This window comes from Dyella flagellata (assembly GCF_030160275.1).
Lineage (GTDB): Bacteria > Pseudomonadota > Gammaproteobacteria > Xanthomonadales > Rhodanobacteraceae > Dyella_B > Dyella_B flagellata.
Genome location: NZ_BSOA01000049.1, coordinates 36,099 through 56,496 on the forward strand (window position 1 = coordinate 36,099; position 20,398 = coordinate 56,496).

At 62.5% G+C, this 20,398-nt stretch carries 19 protein-coding genes and 1 riboswitch; of the genes, 3 read left to right on the forward strand and 16 right to left on the reverse strand.

Features of this window, described 5'->3' with window-relative positions:
* Positions 1-64 precede the first annotated feature (64 nt).
* From QQJ96_RS20290 to QQJ96_RS20340, 11 genes are all read right to left on the reverse strand, one after another.
* Positions 65-1,033 carry a potassium channel beta subunit family protein gene (locus QQJ96_RS20290; RefSeq protein WP_284333851.1) on the reverse strand — a complete coding sequence of 323 codons (969 nt, stop codon included), beginning with the start codon at positions 1,031-1,033 and terminating at the stop codon, positions 65-67.
* A 32-nt stretch (positions 1,034-1,065) separates the two neighbouring features.
* Positions 1,066-1,830 carry a hypothetical protein gene (locus tag QQJ96_RS20295; RefSeq protein WP_284333852.1) on the reverse strand — a complete coding sequence of 255 codons (765 nt, stop codon included), beginning with the start codon at positions 1,828-1,830 and terminating at the stop codon, positions 1,066-1,068.
* A 100-nt stretch (positions 1,831-1,930) separates the two neighbouring features.
* A complete protein-coding gene (locus tag QQJ96_RS20300) occupies positions 1,931-2,428 on the reverse strand; it encodes a phosphatidylglycerophosphatase A family protein (RefSeq protein WP_284333853.1) in 498 nt (165 codons plus the stop codon).
* Entirely contained in the window at positions 2,425-3,387 is a 963-nt protein-coding gene (gene thiL / locus QQJ96_RS20305; protein WP_284333854.1) for a thiamine-phosphate kinase, read from the reverse strand. Before thiL ends, QQJ96_RS20300 begins: the two co-directional genes overlap by 4 nt.
* A gap of 97 nt (positions 3,388-3,484) precedes the next feature.
* Positions 3,485-3,931, reverse strand: coding sequence for a transcription antitermination factor NusB (nusB, locus tag QQJ96_RS20310; protein WP_284333855.1), 447 nt, complete (start codon positions 3,929-3,931; stop codon positions 3,485-3,487).
* Positions 3,931-4,392: a 6,7-dimethyl-8-ribityllumazine synthase gene (ribH, locus tag QQJ96_RS20315; RefSeq protein ID WP_284333856.1), complete on the reverse strand. Its 462-nt coding sequence runs from the start codon at positions 4,390-4,392 to the stop codon at positions 3,931-3,933. The genes nusB and ribH overlap by 1 nt, the downstream gene beginning before the upstream one ends.
* A 172-nt stretch (positions 4,393-4,564) precedes the next feature.
* Positions 4,565-5,518 carry a muramoyltetrapeptide carboxypeptidase gene (ldcA, locus tag QQJ96_RS20320; protein ID WP_284333857.1) on the reverse strand — a complete coding sequence of 318 codons (954 nt, stop codon included), beginning with the start codon at positions 5,516-5,518 and terminating at the stop codon, positions 4,565-4,567.
* A gap of 110 nt (positions 5,519-5,628) precedes the next feature.
* Complete coding sequence (locus QQJ96_RS20325) at positions 5,629-7,854, reverse strand: beta-glucosidase (protein WP_284333858.1); 2,226 nt, start codon at positions 7,852-7,854, stop codon at positions 5,629-5,631.
* A 173-nt stretch (positions 7,855-8,027) separates the two neighbouring features.
* Entirely contained in the window at positions 8,028-9,119 is a 1,092-nt protein-coding gene (ribBA, locus tag QQJ96_RS20330; RefSeq protein ID WP_284333859.1) for a bifunctional 3,4-dihydroxy-2-butanone-4-phosphate synthase/GTP cyclohydrolase II, read from the reverse strand.
* Positions 9,120-9,137: 18 nt separating this feature from the next.
* Complete coding sequence (locus QQJ96_RS20335; RefSeq protein ID WP_284333860.1) at positions 9,138-9,776, reverse strand: riboflavin synthase; 639 nt, start codon at positions 9,774-9,776, stop codon at positions 9,138-9,140.
* Between the two features lie 129 nt (positions 9,777-9,905).
* Positions 9,906-10,053: riboswitch (FMN riboswitch) on the reverse strand.
* Between the two features lie 80 nt (positions 10,054-10,133).
* The gene (locus QQJ96_RS20340) at positions 10,134-11,045 is read right to left on the reverse strand and encodes a LysR family transcriptional regulator (protein ID WP_284333861.1); all 912 of its coding nucleotides are present in this window, start codon (positions 11,043-11,045) and stop codon (positions 10,134-10,136) included.
* Positions 11,046-11,135: 90 nt separating this feature from the next.
* On the opposite strand from QQJ96_RS20340, the gene QQJ96_RS20345 reads away from it, so the two are divergent.
* Positions 11,136-12,146 carry a zinc-dependent alcohol dehydrogenase family protein gene (locus QQJ96_RS20345; protein WP_284333862.1) on the forward strand — a complete coding sequence of 337 codons (1,011 nt, stop codon included), beginning with the start codon at positions 11,136-11,138 and terminating at the stop codon, positions 12,144-12,146.
* A 90-nt stretch (positions 12,147-12,236) separates the two neighbouring features.
* On the opposite strand, the gene ribD is transcribed toward QQJ96_RS20345, so the two are convergent.
* Complete coding sequence (ribD, locus tag QQJ96_RS20350) at positions 12,237-13,337, reverse strand: bifunctional diaminohydroxyphosphoribosylaminopyrimidine deaminase/5-amino-6-(5-phosphoribosylamino)uracil reductase RibD (protein ID WP_404649334.1); 1,101 nt, start codon at positions 13,335-13,337, stop codon at positions 12,237-12,239.
* Between the two features lie 116 nt (positions 13,338-13,453).
* On the opposite strand from ribD, the gene cysK reads away from it, so the two are divergent.
* Positions 13,454-14,428: a cysteine synthase A gene (gene cysK, locus QQJ96_RS20355; protein ID WP_284333863.1), complete on the forward strand. Its 975-nt coding sequence runs from the start codon at positions 13,454-13,456 to the stop codon at positions 14,426-14,428.
* A 57-nt stretch (positions 14,429-14,485) separates the two neighbouring features.
* Here the strand turns inward: cysK and nrdR are convergent, their stop codons facing one another.
* From nrdR to QQJ96_RS20375, 4 genes are all read right to left on the reverse strand, one after another.
* The gene (gene nrdR / locus QQJ96_RS20360) at positions 14,486-15,019 is read right to left on the reverse strand and encodes a transcriptional regulator NrdR (protein ID WP_284333864.1); all 534 of its coding nucleotides are present in this window, start codon (positions 15,017-15,019) and stop codon (positions 14,486-14,488) included.
* Positions 15,020-15,040: 21 nt separating this feature from the next.
* A complete protein-coding gene (gene glyA, locus QQJ96_RS20365; RefSeq protein ID WP_284333865.1) occupies positions 15,041-16,294 on the reverse strand; it encodes a serine hydroxymethyltransferase in 1,254 nt (417 codons plus the stop codon).
* Positions 16,295-16,643: 349 nt separating this feature from the next.
* Entirely contained in the window at positions 16,644-17,453 is an 810-nt protein-coding gene (locus QQJ96_RS20370) for a hypothetical protein (RefSeq protein WP_284333866.1), read from the reverse strand.
* A gap of 152 nt (positions 17,454-17,605) precedes the next feature.
* The gene (locus QQJ96_RS20375; protein ID WP_284333867.1) at positions 17,606-18,493 is read right to left on the reverse strand and encodes a DUF817 domain-containing protein; all 888 of its coding nucleotides are present in this window, start codon (positions 18,491-18,493) and stop codon (positions 17,606-17,608) included.
* 213 nt (positions 18,494-18,706) lie between these two features.
* Here QQJ96_RS20375 and ettA point away from each other — a divergent pair, with 213 nt between their 5' ends.
* Positions 18,707-20,368: an energy-dependent translational throttle protein EttA gene (gene ettA / locus QQJ96_RS20380; RefSeq protein ID WP_284333868.1), complete on the forward strand. Its 1,662-nt coding sequence runs from the start codon at positions 18,707-18,709 to the stop codon at positions 20,366-20,368.
* Positions 20,369-20,398 lie beyond the last annotated feature (30 nt).

Here is a 20,398-nt window from a genome sequence, read left to right on the forward strand (position 1 = left end):
ATGATTCTCATTTATCAGTCAAGCTCGCCACGCCGGGCGAAATCAGCCCCCCAGTAACGTAGGTTCAGGCCAGCGCCTGCTCGATCCGTTCCTTCAGCGCCAGATCGAAACGCGGCAACAATTCCAGCACACCCAGGTTCTGCTCCAGCTGCTCCCTTCGACTTGCGCCTAGCAGCACGGTCGAGACGTTCGGATTGGCCAGGCACCATGCAATCGCCAGCTGTGCTGGCGTAGCCCCGACTTCCGCGGCTATGGCCGGCAGGCGCTTCACTTTTTCCACGCGTTCGCCACCCTCGCCCAGCACCAGGTCGTGCAGCCATTCGTAACCCGGTTGCGTCAGGCGCGAGCCTTCCGGAACGCCCTGGTTGTACTTGCCGCTCAACAAGCCTGACGCCAGCGGCGACCAGATCGTGGTACCCATGCCGTAACTGGCGTACAGCGGTGCGTATTCCTGTTCTACGCGTTCGCGATGCAGCAAGTTGTATTGCGGCTGCTCCACTACCGGCGCGTACATGTGCATAGCTTGTGCGATGCGATGCGCTTCGTGAATGGCCGCGGCCGGCCATTCGCTGGTACCCCAGTACAGCACCTTGCCTTGGCGGATCAGCGTGTCCATGGCAGCCACTGTTTCCTCGATCGGCGTTTCCGGATCGGGACGATGGCAGAAATAAAGATCCAGATGCCCCACGCGCAAGCGCTCCAGCGCCTGGTGGCAGGCCTCGATCACATGCTTGCGCGACAAGCCGCGCTGCGTCGGCCGCGGTTTCTCTGCCGCGCCGAAATACACCTTGCTCGATACGCAGTAGCTATCGCGCGGAAAACGCAGGTCCGCCAGCACGTCGCCCATCAGGCGTTCGGCCTCGCCGTGGTTGTAGGTCTCGGCGTTGTCGAAGAAATTGACGCCCCGGTCCCAGGCCAGCGCCAACAGTTCGCGCGCATCCGATCGGCCCACCTGGCGACCGAAGGTAACCCAGGCGCCGAAGGACAGCGCGGACAGCTGCAAGCCAGTGCGACCAAGGCGGCGGTATTGCATGGTGAACTCCCATTACGCGTTAGGGCGAGCCGTCATTGAACCTTGAAATCAACGATGGTGCTATCCACCGTACGCTGACCATTATGGGCGCGCAGCGTTACAGCCACGGCATATTTATCAAGATAAGCCAGCGTGAGTTTGTCGGTTTCGATGCCGTTGCTGTCGATGACACGGCAATTGAGTTCAAGCGCCTGGCCTTGGATCGACGGATTCAGTTGCGAAGCGCTATAGCTCTTGCCGCTGTCGCACAGGAACTGCCCCGGATCCTGGAAGCTCGGCGACCCCGTGCTGCCGTATAGATAGACGAACGCTATGTGACCGCTAGTGCCGCTATCGAAGCGCAACACCTTGCGCGCTTCCTGCACCGGCGGAATGCTCTTGGCCTGCGGAGAAATGCCCTGCGAGAGGAACGAAAAGTAGCCACGGTAGCTAAGGTCCAGGCGCGTTGCGATCGTGCTGGCCTTGTTGTCTTGTATCGCTTGCACACGCCGCACCAAACCATGCCCGGCGTTTTCCAGCGCGATCTCAGTGGTGTAGCTCGAAGCTTTGGCCTGCTCCGGCGAGCTTACGGAGTCGCTCGTGCGCAGCGTGATTTTTGCGAACGGCACCGGCGCGAGATTCGCACGAGTGATCGCCGCCTGCACGTCGAGGTTGAGCGAGTCGAAACTGAAGTGCTGCGTAAGATAAGTCGAGCCATCTGCGCCACCGGCTTGCGATGCATTTTGTGCGTGCGCCGCATAAGTCAGTGCGAACAAAGATATCGCCGCCGAGGCCGCCAGCCCTTTCGTCCATGCCATGCCCATGGCGCTCACCCGTATGCTTTGTAGAGACCCCTACGATAACAAGGTCACGCGACCTTCAGTAAGCGGCAGCTCACCGGGCTCCGCTTGCCATGCCTCACACGTAGGCCAGCAGCAGCTTCAGCACGATGGCTGCGAAGATCCCGGCGACCACGTCGTCCATCATCACACCAAGCCCACGCTTCAGATGCTTGTCCAGGTAGCGAATCGGCCACGGCTTCCACACGTCGAACAGACGGAACAGCACGAAGCCGGCCGCCACCGCCCACCATGGCGCCAACAGCGCGGGCAGCAAGGCGATCCACTGGCCGATGAATTCGTCCCACACGAGGCTACGATGGTCGTCCACGCCCAATGCCCGACCTGCGACATCGCAGGCCCACACTCCGATGGCAAAGCCAATGACGATTACCAGCAGATTGAGCGACAACGAGCCCTGACGCAGCAGCAGCCACGGCCCAATCGCAGCGAGCGAGCCGAAGGTGCCTTGCGCGACGGGCGCAAGGCCGGAACCGAAACCACAGGCAAGCCAGCCGGTTGGCGTCGAAAGCAGCGCGCGCCGTTGCGTTTGAGTGAGAACCTTGCGTTCATTCATGCGCTGAAGTGATCCCAACCTTGGCGGCCCGGAGCCAACGGACGTCCTTCGCGATCTAGTATCTGGATACCCTTGCCTTCGACAATGCGGCCGATACACGTAGCGCTGCAACCCAGCCTGGCCAGATCCGCCTGCACGGCCGCCACCTGTTGCGGCGGCACGGTGAAGCACAACTCGTAATCGTCACCGCCGGCCAGTGCGAATTCGCACGAGGCAGCATCGCCGAACAGATCGAGCAAGGCCGGCGAACGCGGCAACAAGGCCGTCTCGATCTCCGCCCCGACCCGGCTGGATGTGCAAATGTGGCCAAGATCGGCGAGCAGGCCATCGGAAACGTCAATGCATGCGCTTGCGCGTTCACGCAGGGCAAGGCCCGCTGCAACTCGCGGCATGGGTCGGTTGAGGCGCTCAACCAGATAGGCTGTTTGCTCGTCGTCGCGACCGTGCTTTCGCTGTATCAATTCCAATCCGCCTGCTGCATCACCCAGTGTGCCGGTGACCAGCACCGTGTCACCCACTCGCGCACCTGCACGGGTGAGTGCTTTTCCAGGCGGCACGAACCCATGTACTGCCACACTGATCGTCAGCGCGCCGCGCGTAGTGTCGCCGCCTACCAGCGCAAGCCGATAATGCTGGGCGAGCTGCGCGAAACCGGTAGCAAGGCCATCGATAAAAACCGCATCCGCATTCGGCAAGCTCAACGCCAACAACGCCCAGGCCGGCGTAGCGCCCATGGCGGCGAGGTCGGAAAGATTGACCGCGAGCGCTTTCCAGCCGATGTCAGCCGCCGCAGTGCCGGATGGGAAATGCACGCCTTCGACCATGGTGTCGATGGCTGCGGCCAGTTCCTGGCCCGTGGGTACAGCTAGCAGCGCAGCGTCATCACCGATACCCAGGCGCACATCGTCACGCCCTTGCGCGGTGAGCTTGCGGATGCGGTCGATGAGGGAGAATTCCATCGGTTTCCCTACTGATTGCTACGGTAGGCGAAGGCGCGGATGCCAATGTTTCCATGCGGGGCGCAGCGGTGGCACCCCCGCCTACGAAACCATTGGCTCAACCCTTTTTCTCGACGTCCCTGACCTGCGCCGCCAGCTTGTCCAGCACGCCATTCACATAGCTGTGACCGTGATCCGCACCAAAGCGCTTGGTCACCTCGATCGCCTCGTTGATGATCACGCGATACGGCACATCCAACCGATGCTTCAGCTCGTAGGCCGCCAGTCGCAACGCCGCACGCTCCACCGGATCGATCTGCTCCACGTCGCGATCGATGTAGGGCGCCAGCGCTTCGTCCAGCTCGGCCAGATGCTGTTCCACGCCACGCAGCAGGTCCTCGAAGTACTCCAGGTCGGCCACTTCCATGTCCTGCTCGTGACGGAACTGATCGATCACTGATTTCATCGAGCTGCCGCTCATTTGCCATGCATACACAGCCTGCAGGGCGCGGCGGCGGGCGCGCGAGCGCGCGGCGAGATCGATGCCTTCGGGACGCGGGTGCATTACAGCTTTCCGTACAGATTGACCATCTCAAGGGCGACCATCGCAGCGTCGGCGCCCTTGTTGCCGGCCTTGGTGCCGGAACGCTCGATGGCTTGTTCGATGTTGTCGGTGGTGAGCACGCCGAACGCCACCGGCACGCCGGAACTCAGCGCCGCCTGCGCCAATGCCTTGGCGCATTCGCCGGCGACGTAATCGAAGTGCGGCGTACCGCCGCGTATCACTGCGCCAAGGGCGATTACCGCCGCGTACTTGCCCGAGTGCGCCAGTTTGTGCGCGGTCGAACCCAGTTCCCATGCACCGGGCACGCGGACCAGATCGATGGCATCCTCGCCTACGCCATGACGCACCAGCGTGTCGCGTGCGGCGGCCACCAGCGATTCGACCACAAAGCCGTTGAAGCGGGCGGCGACAATGGCAAAGCGGCCCTTGGGCGTGGCGAAATCGCCTTCGATGATGTTCATACGGCTTCAATTCCTGTGGATGGGCGGCGCTTGGCCCGCTGCAAGCGCGCTATTTTACGGGTTTGCGGGCGGAACTGCTCATCTTGCAGAGGACCTGGGGGCGTAGGCGGGAGCGAAAAAGCCCGTACGCAAACCGCCTGAGAGCTGGGGATGCCGTCCCAGCCCAGGAGGTTCAGGCCATGGAGGGCTCGTGGGCCTGGCGTAGATGGGGATAGCCGTGAAAGTCCAGGCTGGCCCGCCGCCCTACCACGCGCAAGCGCGCCGGTACGCCGAACGGCAGGGTGAACTTGTCCGCTTCGTGGCCGAACGGCATGCCCGAAAGCACCGGGATACCCGCGATGCTACGGATCTGCTTGAAGCCATCGGCCAGGTCATAGCCGTTGTCGTACGGGGCCGGGCGGCAGTGGCTAAAGTCGGCCAGGATCAGCGCCCGCTGCTGCTTCAGTACGCCCGAAAGATGGAGCTGGTAAAGCAGCCGCTCGATGCGGAACGGCGGCTCGCCGATGTCTTCCACGAACAAGATGCCGCCCTCGATGCGAGGGAAGTACGGTGTTTGCAGCAGGCTGCACAACATGGCGAGATTGCCGCCCCACAACGGCCCTTCCACGGCCAGCTCCTCGGTTTCCCCGCAATCCCAGCTCGCGTTGCCATGCGGCGCGCTGAGCGTGCGCCAGAAATGCCGCCAGGTCAGCGGACTCAGCCGGTGCGCGCCGAAATCCGGCCCCAACATCGGCCCACCGAAAGTGACCAGCCCGCTTTTCGCATACAGCGCCATCTGCAACGCGGTGAAGTCGCTGTGCCCGACCAGCACGCAAGGCTGGCCGGTCAGGCGCTCGCGCAAAGCGTCGTAGCGTAGATGCTCCAGCAAGCGCGTTGCCCCGTAACCGCCGCGGATCGACAGCGCGATATCCGGCAACGTATCCAGTGTTGCCAGGCTGTTGATGTCGGCCATGCGCTGAGCATCGCTACCGGCATAACGCAACTCGGTGCGATCGATCACCTCCAAGCCATCCATCGTGCAACCGGCATCGCGCAAGCGCTGCACGCCGCGCGTCATGGCTTCACGGTCGTGGGGGTAGCCGGAAGGCGCGATCAGGCGGATTTGACAGGACGGGGGAGCTGGCATGCACGTCTCGTTTCGGCATTCCGTTGGCAAGGGAAGCACTCTATATCATGCGACCCAAGCCAACGGGGAACAGCCATGACAAGGCTGAGGCGGGATCGTGACTCCATCCATCAGGGCGCAATCGTCGCCGCAGCGACCGTCGCTGCTGAGTTCAACGCGAAGTCTCGCGACGAATGGCCGACCTGGATCGGGTAGCTTCCGGCGGCAATTGTCCACCGATGCCCTGGCACATCGAACGTCGCCAGCAGGCGCGGATCGATCGTGACAGTTACTGTTCGGCTCTGTCCCGGTTTCAGCGCCAGCTTCTGGAAACCAGCAAGCCGGCGAGGTGCTTCGCCGCTTTCGCCCGGCAAGCTCACATAAACCTGCGGCGTATCCATGCCTTCGCGCTGGCCGGCATTGCTCACTTTGAAGCTGACCATGACGCGATCGCCCTGTGTGCTCACATGCAAGTCGCTGTAGTCGAAGTGACTATACGAAAGACCGAACCCGAACGGGAACAGCGGTTGCAGCTTGTTCTTGTCGAACCACTTGTAACCGACGGCAGCGCCATCGATGTTGTAGTCGACTTCCTGCGCCTGGGTGATCCGCGGGCGCGGCAGCTGCTGTTCGTCCTGCGGGAAGGTGACGGGCAGGCGGCCGGATGGGTTCACCTTGCCAGTGAGCACACCCGCTATAGCCTCACCTCCACGCGCGCCGGGGTACCAGGCTTCCACCACCGCGCCCACCTTCGACAGCCACGGCATTTTTACCGGCCCGCCATTTTCCAACACCACCACGCTATGCGAATTGGCGGAGGCGACAGCGTCGATCAGGGCGTCTTGCTTGTCAGGCAGCGCGAGATCCGCCAGATCGACGCCTTCGCAGGTCCACTGTGTGGCGAATACGATGGCCACGTCGGACGATTTTGCGAGAGCCGCGGCCCTGGCCGGATCGCTGCCGTCGTCATAGCTGATCTTGGCGTTCGGCAGCAATTTCTGAAGCGCCTTCATCGGCGAAGAGGGATCGTAGACTTTCCACTGCCAATCCGGGCCCTTGACCGCCGGGATGGCCGGGCCACCGATCGGCCATACCTGCGCGGAGCCGCCACCGGATAACACGCCGGCATCGGCGTGACCGCCAATGATCGCCACCGTCTTGACGTCTTTGTGCAGCGGCAGCTGATCGCGATCGTTCTTTAGCAGCACGATCGCCTGTTCGGCCGCATGCTGCGCCACCTGCGCGTCGGCTTCGGCATCGAGCGGCTTGGTCACCGGCGGATGCTCGAACAAGCCCACTGCATACATTGAGCGCAGGATGCGATGCGTCATGTCTTCCAGGCGGCTGCGCGGAATGTCGCCCTTCTGGATCGCCTTGAGTAGCGGCGCACCGAAGCTGCTCGACGTCTGCCCCAGGCTGAAGCCGCTGCCCGCATCGATGCCGGAGACCTGGTCGGTGCCGGCCATGGCATCCATCACGCCATGATCGGCGCCCCAGTCGGTCATCACCCAGCCCGGGTATTTCCAATCGTCCTTGAGGATGTCTTCCAGCAGGTGCTTGCTGGAGCAGTCCCACACGCCGTTGACCTTGTTGTAGCCGCACATCACCGAACCCGGATGGCCGTCTTCGATGGCCAGTTCGAACGCGAGCAGGTCCGATTCGCGCATGGCGCGTTCGTCGATGTTGGCGTTGACCGTAAGGCGGTTGGTTTCCTGGTCGTTCAAGGCGTAGTGCTTGATGGTGGAAATCACGTGCTGCGATTGGATCCCGCGAATTTCGCCACCGTCGATCCGCGCCGCGAGCAGCGGATCCTCGCCGAGGTATTCGAAGGTGCGTCCATCGCGAGGCTCGCGCGTAAGGTTGATACCACCGGCCAGCAACACGTTGATGCCCTGATCGTGCGCCTCGCCCGCAATCATGCGTCCACCGGCATAGGCGATCTCAGGATTCCAGGTAGCAGCAAGGGCAAGCGTCGAAGGCAGCGGTGTGGCGTTGCCCGCTTCGCCGCGTACGTGGGCCGGCTGCTTGCCCGGTCCCTGGTCGATCGGATAGTTGTGCACCCCGATGCTGGCGTCGTTCTCCTGCAAAGCGGGAATGCCAAGTTTCGGCAGTGCCGGCACGTAGCCCGCCGCACCGATGCCACCGGACGGTTGTTGCAGGGACATCATGTTGTTGTAGCTCTGCACCATATGGTGCATGTCTTCCAACGACATACGCTTGAGCAACTGGGCGGCGCGCTGGTCCGGGGATGAAGCGGCCTGCTGCGCGAGCGCCGGCGTCAGGCCGGTCAGCGAAAGCGCTGTGAACAAGGCGGTGCGGGCAAAAGCGGCGGTGCGCGGCAGGTGGGCGAGCTTCATCCTGATCCCTTCGTTTGGTTTTAACCGGACGAAGGATGCCACGAAGCAAAGCGTGTGGCAGTGATGAATATGGCCAGCCGGCCTTACGATCCTTGCGGCCGCCGGGTCGCCCCCTGAATGGCGCTTGGACTTCAACCCCTCTCCCGTGGGGAGAGGGGTTGGCGATCCACGCGCTATTCGGCGTATTCGGCGACTTCCAGCCCGAACCCCGCCAAGCCCACCAGCTTGCGCGGCGTGCCCAGCACGCGCAGGTGATGCACACCCAGGTCAGTGAGGATCTGCGCGCCAAGGCCGAGCTGGCGCCATTGCTGGTGCTGATCGCTAGGCTCCTGCGGAGCGGGCTGCCGATTGAGGCGACGCAACAACGCTTCGGGCGTGTCCTCGCCCGACAGCACCAGCAATACGCCACGATTCTCGTCCGCAATGCGGCGCAAGGCGGACGTAACAGTCATGCCCAGGTCCTCGCGCTTCAGATGCAGCACGTCGGACAAGGTATTGCGCACATGCACGCGGCTGAGTACCGGCTGGCCGTCATTCACGCTGCCACGCACCAGGGCGAAATGCAGGCCGTGGCGGATCGCATCGCGATAGGCCACCAGGCGGAAGGCCCCAAACTCGGTCTGCACTTCTTCCTCATACACCCGCTGCACGGTCTTTTCCGTTTCCAGGCGATAGCGGATCAGGTCAGCGATGGAGCCGATCTTCAGTCCGTGCTTGTTCGCAAAGACCTCCAGCTCGGGACGGCGCGCCATCGAACCATCTTCATGCAGCACTTCGATCAGCACCGCCGCCGGCTCCAGCCCAGCCAGCGCAGCAAGGTCGCAGCCTGCTTCCGTGTGACCGGCACGCGTCAGCACACCACCGGGCTGCGCGGTGAGCGGAAAGATATGACCGGGCTGCGCGAGATCCTGCGGCTTGGCGTCCGATTTCACCGCCACCTGGATAGTGCGCGCGCGATCGTGCGCAGAGATGCCGGTGGTGACCCCTTCGGCCGCCTCGATCGAGACGGTGAAGTTGGTGTGGTACGGCGAGGTATTGTCGCTCACCATCGGGCGCAGGCCGAGCTGGCGTGTGCGCTGCTCGGTGAGTGTCAGGCACAACAGGCCACGCGCTTCGCGCACCATGAAGTTGATGTCTTCGGGCCGCACCATTTGCGCGGCCATGATCAGATCGCCTTCGTTCTCGCGATCTTCGTCATCGAGGATCACGACCATGCGGCCGGCGCGGATGTCTTCGAGGATTTCCGGAATGGTATTGAATGCCATGTGCTGCTCCTTGAGGACTCACGCAAAACCGTGTTGTTTGAGAAATGCCTCGTCGATCCGCGATGCTTCGCCGCCGATCAGACGCTCGACGTAACGGGCAATCACGTCGACCTCGATATTCACCACATCGCCCGTGCGCCTCGCATGGAACGCGGTATGTTCCACCGTGTGGGGAATGAGGTTGACCCCGAACCGATCGCCGTTCACTTCATTGACGGTAAGGCTGGTGCCGTCGATGCAGATGGATCCCTTTGATGCGATGTAGCGCGAAAGCTGTGCCGGCACTTCGAAGGTCCAACGCTGCGAACGCCCATCGGCCGTGATGGCAACTACCTTGCCCACGCCGTCGACGTGGCCGGACACCAGGTGGCCGCCCAGACGATCCGCTAGCCGCAGGGCTTTTTCCAGGTTCACCGGATCGCCACCCTGGTGCTTGCCCAGTGTGGTGAGCGACAGCGTCTCATTGGAAACATCGGCGGAAAAACCGCCCGAATGAAGTGTGACTACGGTGAGGCACACGCCAGACACCGCGATGCTGTCGCCCAGTTGCACGTCTGAAAGGTCAAGCTGCGCCGTATCGATGTGCAAGCGCACGTCGCCGCCGCGCGGCTCCAGCCGCGCGACGCGGCCAACACTTTGAATGATGCCGGTAAACATCAGCGCACCTCCGCCAGGAAGGTGCTTGGAACAGGATGGAAAGGCATGGACATGAACGTTCTCCACGAATACTCGGATGTGGGAACGCCCCAAGGCATAAGGCACGCGCACCGCTTGCGCGATGCATGCTGCCGTCTTCTCTCATCCGGACTATGACCGTCGGCCCCGGCATTGAACCGGATCTGCTGACCTTTCGCTGACCACGAAAGCGCTCGCGGGCTCAGGTCTTGCGACCCCTACCGCCGGTGGGGAATTACACCCCGCCCTGAAGACGTTTGTTGTAAGTGCCAAAATCGGCCGGGGGAGTTTAGCACCGATTGACCGGCTCCCCGTTATTCACCCGGGAGGAACACTGCGTCACTCGCCCGTAAGCGCGTGCACCAGAAAATCGATCAGGCTGCGCACGGCCGGGGCACGATCCGCCCCGGGTAGCCACAGCAGATGAATCGGCGAACTGCTGGGCGGCCAATCGGTGAGCACCTCGACCAGGCGTCCTTCTGCCACCAGGCCGTCCGCCATGTAATCGCCCTGGATGCCGATGCCGACCCCGGCCAGGATGGCGTCGCGCACGGCTTGTGAATCGTTGCAAGTCAGTATTGGCTCGATGCGCACCGAGCGCCGCTGTCGCTGCCGCATGAACTGCCATAAGGTGCCGGTACGCAAGCTGCTGAAGGCGACACAGCGATGCTGTTTCAGATCGGACGGATCGTTCAACGGCGGCGCTGAAGCCAGATAATCAGGCGCCGCACACAGATAACGACGCATCGTCCCTACCCGCCGCGCCACCCAGCTGGCATCGGCCAATTTGCCCACACGCAAGGCCAGATCCACCTTCGCCTCAACCAGATCGACATAGGTATCGTCGTAACTCGCGTCGATCCGCACCTGCGGATGGCTACGCATGAACTCGGCCAGCAAGGGCGCAATGCACGTGCGCCCATACGAAGCGGGCAAGTGCATGCACAACCGACCGGCCAACTCGCCCGAGCTAGGGCGCAGATTGACGGCGAGTTCGGCCATCACCGTTTCCAGCCGCTCGCAATAAGCGAGCAGTTGTTCGCCGCGCGCGGTCAGCGTCATGCGCCGCGTGGTGCGCAGGAACAGCGCGCTGCCGGTGGCCTTTTCCAACGCGGCTATGCGTCGGCTGAGCACCGAAGGCGTGCAGCCCGCCACACGTGCCGCCTGCGAGAAATTCAACAGGCGCGCGGCTGCGGCAAAACCACGAAGTTCCCTGAGGCGGGTCGGCGTCAGTTCGAATGATTTATTCATAAAACGAATAAAAGATATGTATTTGCATGAGATTATCATTCTTAGATGAAAGTAGGAGCATGACGCCATCCCAACCCAAGGAACACCGCCATGCGCAGCATCCAGCTCACTGCTTTCGGACTCGATCACCTAAAGCCCGTCGACTTGCCCGCGCCCCGCCCCAAGCCCAATGAAGTACTGGTGCGGATGGAAGCGGCCTCGCTCAATTACCGCGATCACCTGCTGGTGAGCGGCAATCTCTACCGCGCCGTGACCTTGCCCATCGTGCCGATCTCCGATGGTGCGGGCACGGTGCTGGAGGTCGGCGAAGCCGTCACGCGCTTCAAGCCGGGCGATCGCGTTACAACGTTCTACAAGTCGCGCTGGCTCGCCGGGGCCATACGACCGGAATGGGATGCCAAGGAAATCGGCGGCCCGGCCGAAGGCGTGATGCGCGAGTTGGCCTGTTTCGACGCGTACTCGCTCGCCCATGCACCTTCGCATATGGACAGCCTGCAGGCGGCGACGCTGCCGATCGCTGCGCTCACCGCGTGGCAGGCCTTGGAGCAAGCGCACATCACCACCGGTCAGACAGTGCTGTTGCTGGGAACTGGGGGCGTATCCCTGTTCGCCTTGCAGTTGGCCAAGCTGCGCGGCGCGAAAGTAATCCTGCTCTCCTCCAGACATGAAAAACTGGCCCGTGGCAAGGCGCTAGGTGCGGACGTCGGCATCAATTACCGCGAAACGCCGCAGTGGGGCGCCGCGGTGCGCGAAATCACTGCCGGTATTGGCGTGGATGCTGTCATCGAAACCGCCGGCGCGTCGACTTTTGCGCAATCGCTCGATGCCGTACGCATGCATGGCTTTGTCGGGGTGGTGGGATTTTTGGGTGGCCTCGATGCACAGATCCCACTCACGCAGATAATCCTCAAGCGTGTGCACGTGCAAGGCATTTCGGTCGCCTCACTGGAGCAGCATGAACGCATGGTCGCCGCCCTCGAAGCCACCCGGCTGCAACCAGTACTCGACAAGACCTACGGCTTTGAAGAACTTCCCGCCGCGTTCGAGCACATGCTTGCCGGCCGTCACTTCGGGAAAATCGGCATCGACTTCGCCAAATAGCGCGCAGGCTGGGACGACAATCCCAGCATCGAGATGCCGTGTGGAAAGCTGGGCTTGGCATCCCAGCCTACACGCTTCGCCCGATGACACTCAGGCAAGGCGCAACTGCAAACGCCAGTCATTGCCGATCTGCCGCTGGTCGACCACTCGCAACTTCCAGCGCGAAGCCATCTCAGCCAAGGGGGGCAGATGCATCAATGGACGTGCGCGATCGCCCAGCATGATGGGAGCGATATAGAGCAGCAGCTCATCGGCCAGCCCTGCCGCGAACAATGCGCCACAGAGCGTAGGACCCGCTTCCACGTGCAATTCACTGCAGTGGCGTTCGGCGAGCAGGCTGAGGATAGCCTCAAGATCGAGCGCATCGCCTAGCTCCGGCATGGCGATGCGCTCCACTTTTGCAAAGCGCTCATCGGTGGCCTCCGCCGACGCGGCGTGCAAAACGAGGGTAGGTGTTTGGCCGTCCAGAACATGGCTGCCGGCCGGTGTGCGCAGATGGCGATCGAGGATCACCCGCGTGGGCAAAAACGACCCGCGGGACGACTCCCCTACAGGCAGCCGCACCGTCAGTTGCGGATTGTCAGCCAGCACCGTACCCATGCCGGTGAGGATGGCCGAACTTCGCGCACGCCAGCGTTGCACATCCGCCCGGGCAGCTTCACCGGTAATCCATTTCGACTCGCCATTGGCGAGCGCGGTGCGGCCGTCCAGGCTCATCGCCAGCTTCACGCGTACCCAGGGGCGATGGCGCTCGATCCGGCTGAAAAAGCCCAGGTTGAGCTCCCGTGCCGCCTCTCGCATAAGGCCGCTTTCCACGGCGATCCCCGCGGCGCGCAGCTTGGCGATGCCCTGCCCGGCCACCTGCGGAAACGGATCCTCCGCGGCAATGACCACCCGCCCGATGCCGGCGGCGATCAACGCATCGGCGCAAGGAGGGGTACGTCCGTGATGGGCGCACGGCTCCAGCGTGACATAAGCGGTGGCCGCTCGTGCCTGCTCCCCCGCTTCACGCAATGCATACACTTCGGCATGCGGCTCACCCGCGCGCACATGCCAGCCCTGCCCTACCACACGTTCGCCATGGGCTATGACGCAGCCCACGCGTGGATTGGGCTGGGTAGTGCAAAGCCCCTGTTCGGCCAGGCGTAGCGCCTGCGCCATGTGCATAGCATCGACGCCGGAAGATGTCATGGAAGCTTCTGAATATGGATATGCAAGATGGTCAGTGGGCGCGAGCGGATGGCATTTGTCGCGGCGAGGAAATCGGGAGTAGCCTGCAGATCTTATCTTGCGGAAGGGTTGCAGCCATGATCTACGACAACATCCTGGACACCATCGGCAATACACCCATCGTTCGTCTGCATCGCGTGGCACCTTCGCACGTGACGCTTTACACCAAGGTGGAAGCCTTCAACCCGGGTGGCTCGGTCAAGGACCGCCTGGCCATTGCGGTCATCCTGGACGCAGAAAAGAAAGGCTTGCTCAAGCCGGGCGATACGGTGGTCGAAGCCACCTCGGGCAACACGGGTGTGGCACTGGCCATGGTGTGCGCGGCACGCGGCTACAACTTCGTGGCGACCATGACCGAGACTTTCTCGGTGGAACGTCGCAAGCTGATGCGCGCGTACGGCGCCAGAGTGATCCTGACGCCAGCTGCCGAGCGTGGCAGTGGCATGGTAAGGCGCGCAGAGGAACTGGCCAAACAGCATGGCTGGTTTCTGCCGCGACAGTTCCAGAACCCGGCCAATCCGGCTTATCACCGCAATACCACCGCAACGGAAATCCTGCGCGATTTCGCCGGCAAGCGGCTCGATGCCTTCGTGACAGGCTGGGGCACGGGCGGCACCCTCACCGGCGTAGGCGAGATGCTCAAGCTGGCGCGCCCGGACGTGAAAATCGTGGTCTCCGAACCGGCTGGCGCGTCCATGCTGCAGGACAAACCGTGGCAGCCGCACAAGATCCAGGGCTGGACGCCGGATTTCGTACCCGAGGTGCTCAACCGCGAGGTGTTCGACATCGACTTGCCGGTGGATGAAGTGGTGGCCCGTGACACCTCGCGGCGGCTGGCGAAGGAAGAAGGCATTTTTGTCGGCATTTCCGCCGGGGCCACCGTGGCCGCCGCGCTTCAGTATGCGGAAAAGGCCGAGCAAGGCAGTGTAATCCTGGCGATGTTGCCGGATACGGGCGAACGGTATCTGTCCACCTTCCTGTTCGAAGGCGTCGAGGAAGGATCGGATGAGGCATGGCTGGAGAGCTTGGACAGCCAGCAAAGGGTAGCTTGAGCGGATAACAGGAAGTGGCAGTGAGTAGGCTGGGATTGCCATCCCGGCCTACGGACCTCAGGGCTTGCGATGTCCCCGCTTTGCTGCCGCCGCCCCGGCTTCACCCAGCAACGAAAGCTGCAAATTCTCCAGCCCCGGCAGATCGCGCTCCAGCTTCTCGATCTCTTCGCGGAAGGCATGCACGTCTTCGAACTTGCGATAGACGGAAGCGAAGCGCACATACGCCACTTGATCGAGCTTCTTCAACTCGCGCATCACCAGCTCGCCCACGTGGCGCGACGGCACTTCGCGCTCGCCGCTCTTGCGCAGATCATCGATCACCGCACGCACCGCGGCATCCACGTCATCGCTTGCTACCGGCCGCTTCTGCAGCGCCCGCTCAAAACTTGTACGTAGCTTGCGCTCATCGAAGCTTTCGCGCCGTTCGCCGCTTTTCACGATCGCCGGCAGTTTCAGCTCGGCCGTTTCGAACGTATTGAACCGCTCACCACACTGCGGACACTCGCGACGGCGGCGCACGGTGGCGCCGTCGTCGGCAAGGCGTGAATCGATCACGCGGGTATCTTCATGCTGGCAAAAGGGGCAATGCACGTTGGTCGAAGATGCCTTGGCTTAGCCGTAAACGGGGAATTTCTTGCACTGGGCGGAGACTTTCTCGCGCGTGGCTTTAATCACGCTTTCATCGCCAGGTGCGTCCAGTACGTCGCAAATCCAATGGGTAAGCTCGACCACATCGGCTTCCTTGTAGCCGCGGGTGGTGATGGCTGGCGTCCCCACCCGCAGGCCGGAGGTGACGAAAGGCGAACGCGGATCGTTCGGCACGGCGTTCTTGTTGACGGTGATGTGCGCCTTGCCCAATGCGGCTTCCGCGTCCTTGCCGGTCACTTCGCGGCCGATCAGGTCGATCAGCATCAGGTGGTTTTCGGTGCCGCCGGAGACCACCTTGTAGCCGCGCTCGATCAGCGTCTTGGCCATGACCTTGGCGTTCTTCACCACTTGCGCCTGGTATTCCCTGAAGGACGGTTCCAGCGCTTCCTTGAACGCCACCGCCTTGGCGGCGATGACGTGCATCAGCGGGCCGCCCTGGATGCCGGGGAACACGATCGACTGCAGTTTTTTCTCGATCTCTTCGCCCGGATCCTTGGCCAGCACGATGCCGCCGCGCGGACCGCGCAGAGTCTTGTGCGTGGTGGAAGTGACCACGTGCGCGTGGGGCAGCGGGCTGGGATACACGCCGGCGGCAATCAGGCCGGCAACGTGCGCCATGTCCACGAACAGATACGCACCCACCTTGTCGGCAATGGCACGGAAGCGCGCCCAGTCCATGACCTGCGAATAGGCGCTGAAACCGGCCACGATCATCTTTGGCTTGTGCTCGACGGCCAGGCGCTCGACTTCGTCATAATCGACCAGGCCGTCTTCGTTCACGCCGTACTGCACGGCGTTGTAGATCTTGCCGGAAAGGTTCACCTTGGCGCCGTGGGTGAGGTGGCCACCATGCGCCAGGCTCATGCCGAGGATGGTGTCGCCGGGATTGATCAGCGCGAAGTACACCGCCTGGTTGGCCTGCGAGCCGGAATGCGGCTGCACGTTCGCGTAAGTGGCGCCGAACAGCTTCTTCAAGCGCTCGATGGCCAGGCGCTCGGCCACGTCCACGTATTCGCAACCGCCGTAATAGCGCTTGCCGGGATAGCCTTCGGCGTATTTGTTGGTGAGCACCGAACCCTGGGCTTCCAGCACGCGCGGACTGGCGTAGTTCTCCGAAGCGATCAGCTCGACGTGGTCCTCCTGGCGGCGGGCTTCGTCGGCAATGGCCTTGGCCAGCTCTTCGTCATAGCCGGCAATCGTTTGCTGCTTCGGGAACATTCGGGCCTCGTGGGATAGCGTGGGACGGGGGTTAGACTTGAAAGTGTAATGGCAGGTGGTGTAGTCGGCCACCCACCAGCATGACCGCCCACTTTTCGCCAACACGCCCGCACCGGGAAAAACCGCGTGACTTGCAGCTTTGCTTGCAAATCAACATGCCACGCCTCAGCTGGGCCAAGCCAGCAGGAATAAGGTAGCTTTTTCAATACTTTGCTTGTGGGAGCACGAACTTGGGCCACGGCGCGGCCAGCGTGAATCACGCATCATCTGCGCGCAAATCCGCCTAAACGAGTCCGGCATGTAACCGGACTCGCCGTTGGAAACATACCGGACGGGACTTACTGCTGGATCAGGCGGGCGGTCTGCCGCCGCCGGTGGTTGCCGTACCGGCTTGGCAACTCTGACTCATGGTGCCGCTGTAAGAGCCGGTCCAGTTGGAACCGCCGCCGCCGCGAGCACCGCCGATGACAAACGGTTTGTAGGCTTCAGGTGTGCCGGCGTGATCGGAGTTTGCGTACACGCTGGCCTGGTTGCTGTCGACCGGCTTCACGTCCAGCAGGCTGTAATTGGCGGAGAAATTGGTATACGCCGCGGTCGCCCATTGCCACGCGACGGTGATGCCGGCGGTATCGGAAGTGACCTGCCCACTCCAGGAAACGGGATTGATGCCGCCAGGCAGATTGCTGGCGAGCGGCAATGCCGCACCATCGAGAAACGTATTGCCGCCCAGGCCGAACGGTACGACGGTCACCCAGGTATTGCTGTACGAATCGAAACTGGTGCTCGCGGTGGTCGCCACCGGATCGAACGTTACCTTCGCGTTCGGTACATGCACCGTGTAGGTGTTGCCGCTCTTGTCCTGGAACGTGACCGAGGCATTGTTCAAGTACACATTGACCGGGGTGCCGTTGTTCGGTGCGTTCTGCAGCTTGAACACGCTGTTGAACCACAGCGAGTTGCCGGCCGCGATGGGCGTGCCGTTGAAGTTCGATACGATGGTGGAATCGAAACCGCAAACCACGCCGGGGTTGGGGGAGACGATGATCGGATCGGCGTGACTAGCGTTGGTGCCGAGGCTGGCCAGCGCGGCGACCAGCACTCCGCTGAGGATCTTGCCGCCACGCCGCAGCGACTGCCGAGCGAAGGTCTTGTTGAGCATGCGATGTACCCCTGGTAGGAGAGTGAGGTGCCGGGCTTGTACCGGCGGTCCATCAAAACCGGGATTCGGATGACCGATCAATGCACAAATAGCAATTCCCTGGAGGAAAGGGTGGAATCGTGATCACCGCATCGGGGAAACCGTGATGGCGTTCAAGACCTGCCGTTTTCACGGTGCTCGGTAGGTCGCGCCACTGCACCGACCATCACGTAGCTGATGATCATCAACAAAAACCAGGCCCCCAGTTTCGACAACGGCACCATTCGCCAGCCATGGTGCTGGATGGGGTAGCGCCATGCCGCAGTGAAGGTGCCGATGTTCTCGGCAAACCAGATGAACAGGGCCACCAGCACGAACCCCAGCAACAGCGGCATGCGCCGATGCACCTGGCGGATACGGAAATACACCCAGGTGCGCCCGAACATGAGTGCTACAGCGGCAAACAGCACATAGCGCATATCGGGCAGGAAGTGATGCGCGAAGAAATTCAGGTAGATCGCAACTGCCAGCCACGCCGTTGCGGCGAGCGGCGGATGCCGCGTGAAGCGGAAATCGAACAAACGCCAGGCACGCGCGATGTAACTGCCCACCGATGCATACATGAAGCCACTGAACAGCGGCACGCCGCCGATGCGCAACAGCGACGGTTCCGGATAGATCCACGAACCCATCGAGGTCTTGAATATCTCCATCGCGGTGCCCACCCCATGGAACAGCAAAATGACCTTCGCCTCCTCGATGGTTTCCAGCCGGCTGGCGATCAACACGCACTGGATCGCCAGCGCGGCAAGGGTAAGGAAGTCGTAGCGAGCCAGCGCCGCATCCGGGGGATAGAACGCCCAACTGAGCGCAAGCAACAGCACCATGCTGCCGCCGAACAGGCAGGCAGCAGCCTGCTTCAACCCGAAACAAATGAATTCGTGCATGGCGACGGCGCCCCGGCCACGCGTCCGTGCCCAATGGCCGGCCTGCTCGTCCCAGGCCAGCAGCATGCCCAAGGTATTGGTTCGGGCGGCGCCCGCCATCGGTCTGATTCGCATGGCCCGACAGCCTGGCGGCAAAGTGTGGCCTCGTGGCGGCGAAAAGTGGCGAACACGTGACCAACGGCTTCCAATAAGGCGGCCGAAGGCGCCTTAACTGTCACCGGCGCCTAGGCATAAGCCGCTATACTAAGGAGCTTATACCTACGCCCATCACGCCCTTGCGCGTCGTCCGTCCACGTGGGCGGCCACGCGCACGCCAACGGAGCCAGCATGCAATACATCTACACCATGAACGGGGTCAGCAAGATCGTTCCCCCGAAGCGCCAGATCATCAAGGATATTTCGCTGAGCTTCTTCCCAGGCGCCAAGATCGGCCTGCTGGGCTTGAACGGCGCGGGCAAGTCCACGGTGCTGCGCATCATGGCTGGCGTCGACAAGGACTTCCAGGGCGAAGCCCGGCCGCAGCCGGGCATCAAGGTCGGCTACCTGGCGCAGGAGCCGGAGCTGGATGCGGAGAAGACCGTGCGCCAGGCGGTGGAAGAAGGCGTATCGGTGATCTTTGACGCGCAGAAGCGGCTGGAAGAGGTCTATGCCGCCTATGGCGAGGAAGGCGCCGATTTCGACAAGCTCGCCGCTGAGCAGCAGCAGCTGGAAAACATCCTGGCCGTGAACGACGCGCACGCGCTGGAGCGCCAGCTGGAAGTGGCCGCCGACGCGCTGCGCCTGCCGGCGTGGGACGCCAAGATCGGTCCGCTGTCCGGCGGCGAGAAGCGCCGCGTGGCGCTGTGCCGCCTGCTGCTGTCCAAGCCGGACATGCTGCTGCTGGACGAGCCCACCAACCACCTGGACGCCGAATCGGTGGAGTGGCTGGAGCACTTCCTGCAGGATTATCCGGGCACGGTGGTGGCCGTTACCCACGATCGCTACTTCCTGGACAACGCCGCCGAGTGGATCCTGGAACTGGACCGCGGCCGTGGCATTCCGTGGAAAGGCAACTACACCGAGTGGCTGGAGCAGAAGGACCAGCGCCTGAAGCAGGAAGCGCAGCAGGAAAAATCGCGCCAGAAGGCGATCGAGAAGGAACTGGAGTGGGTGCGCTCGGCCGCCAAGGGTCGCCAGTCCAAGGGCAAGGCGCGCCTGAACCGCTTCGAGGAATTGAACGCGGTCGAATACCAGCGCCGCAACGAAACCAACGAAATCTTCATTCCGCCGGGCGAACGCCTTGGCCAGGAAGTGATCGAATTCAAGAGCGTCACCAAATCCTTCGGCGATCGCCTGCTGATCGACGACCTGTCGTTCAAGGTGCCGCCGGGCGCGATCGTCGGCGTGATCGGTCCGAACGGCGCCGGCAAATCCACGCTGATGAAGCTGATCACCGGCGTCGAGAAGCCTGACAACGGCGAAGTGAAGATCGGTCATACCGTCAAGCTCGCCTACGTCGACCAGTCACGCGGCGCGCTCGATGCGAAGAACAACGTGTGGCAGGAAGTCTCGGGCGGCTCGGACATCCTCACCATCGGCAACTTTGAGATCCAGTCGCGCGCCTATATCGGCCGCTTCAATTTCAAGGGCACCGATCAGCAGAAGATCGTCGGCAATCTGTCCGGCGGTGAACGCGGCCGCCTGCATATGGCCAAGACGCTGCTGCAAGGCGGCAACGTACTGCTGCTGGACGAACCGTCGAACGACCTGGATATCGAAACCTTGCGCGCACTGGAAGACGCGTTGCTGGAATTCCCGGGCTGCGCGATGGTGATTTCGCATGACCGCTGGTTCCTTGACCGCATCGCCACGCACATCATCGCGTTCGAAGGCGACTCGCACGTGGAATTCTTCCCCGGCAACTACAACGAATACGAAGCGGACAAGAAGCGTCGCCTCGGCGACGAAGCTGCGAAGCCGCATCGCGTGAAGTACAAGAAACTGGCCTAATGCGCTCCCAGCCCCTCTCCTTGCCGGAGA

Coding starts and splice junctions, on each gene's coding strand:
- QQJ96_RS20290 (WP_284333851.1), bottom strand. CDS start 1,033: ATGCAATACCGCCGCCTTGGTCGCACTGGCTTGCAGCTGTCCGCGCTG.
- QQJ96_RS20295 (WP_284333852.1), bottom strand. CDS start 1,830: ATGGCATGGACGAAAGGGCTGGCGGCCTCGGCGGCGATATCTTTGTTC.
- QQJ96_RS20300 (WP_284333853.1), bottom strand. CDS start 2,428: ATGAATGAACGCAAGGTTCTCACTCAAACGCAACGGCGCGCGCTGCTT.
- thiL (WP_284333854.1), bottom strand. CDS start 3,387: ATGGAATTCTCCCTCATCGACCGCATCCGCAAGCTCACCGCGCAAGGG.
- nusB (WP_284333855.1), bottom strand. CDS start 3,931: ATGCACCCGCGTCCCGAAGGCATCGATCTCGCCGCGCGCTCGCGCGCC.
- ribH (WP_284333856.1), bottom strand. CDS start 4,392: ATGAACATCATCGAAGGCGATTTCGCCACGCCCAAGGGCCGCTTTGCC.
- ldcA (WP_284333857.1), bottom strand. CDS start 5,518: ATGCCAGCTCCCCCGTCCTGTCAAATCCGCCTGATCGCGCCTTCCGGC.
- QQJ96_RS20325 (WP_284333858.1), bottom strand. CDS start 7,854: ATGAAGCTCGCCCACCTGCCGCGCACCGCCGCTTTTGCCCGCACCGCC.
- ribBA (WP_284333859.1), bottom strand. CDS start 9,119: ATGGCATTCAATACCATTCCGGAAATCCTCGAAGACATCCGCGCCGGC.
- QQJ96_RS20335 (WP_284333860.1), bottom strand. CDS start 9,776: ATGTTTACCGGCATCATTCAAAGTGTTGGCCGCGTCGCGCGGCTGGAG.
- QQJ96_RS20340 (WP_284333861.1), bottom strand. CDS start 11,045: ATGAATAAATCATTCGAACTGACGCCGACCCGCCTCAGGGAACTTCGT.
- QQJ96_RS20345 (WP_284333862.1), top strand. CDS start 11,136: ATGCGCAGCATCCAGCTCACTGCTTTCGGACTCGATCACCTAAAGCCC.
- ribD (WP_404649334.1), bottom strand. CDS start 13,337: ATGACATCTTCCGGCGTCGATGCTATGCACATGGCGCAGGCGCTACGC.
- cysK (WP_284333863.1), top strand. CDS start 13,454: ATGATCTACGACAACATCCTGGACACCATCGGCAATACACCCATCGTT.
- glyA (WP_284333865.1), bottom strand. CDS start 16,294: ATGTTCCCGAAGCAGCAAACGATTGCCGGCTATGACGAAGAGCTGGCC.
- QQJ96_RS20370 (WP_284333866.1), bottom strand. CDS start 17,453: ATGCTCAACAAGACCTTCGCTCGGCAGTCGCTGCGGCGTGGCGGCAAG.
- QQJ96_RS20375 (WP_284333867.1), bottom strand. CDS start 18,493: ATGCGAATCAGACCGATGGCGGGCGCCGCCCGAACCAATACCTTGGGC.
- ettA (WP_284333868.1), top strand. CDS start 18,707: ATGCAATACATCTACACCATGAACGGGGTCAGCAAGATCGTTCCCCCG.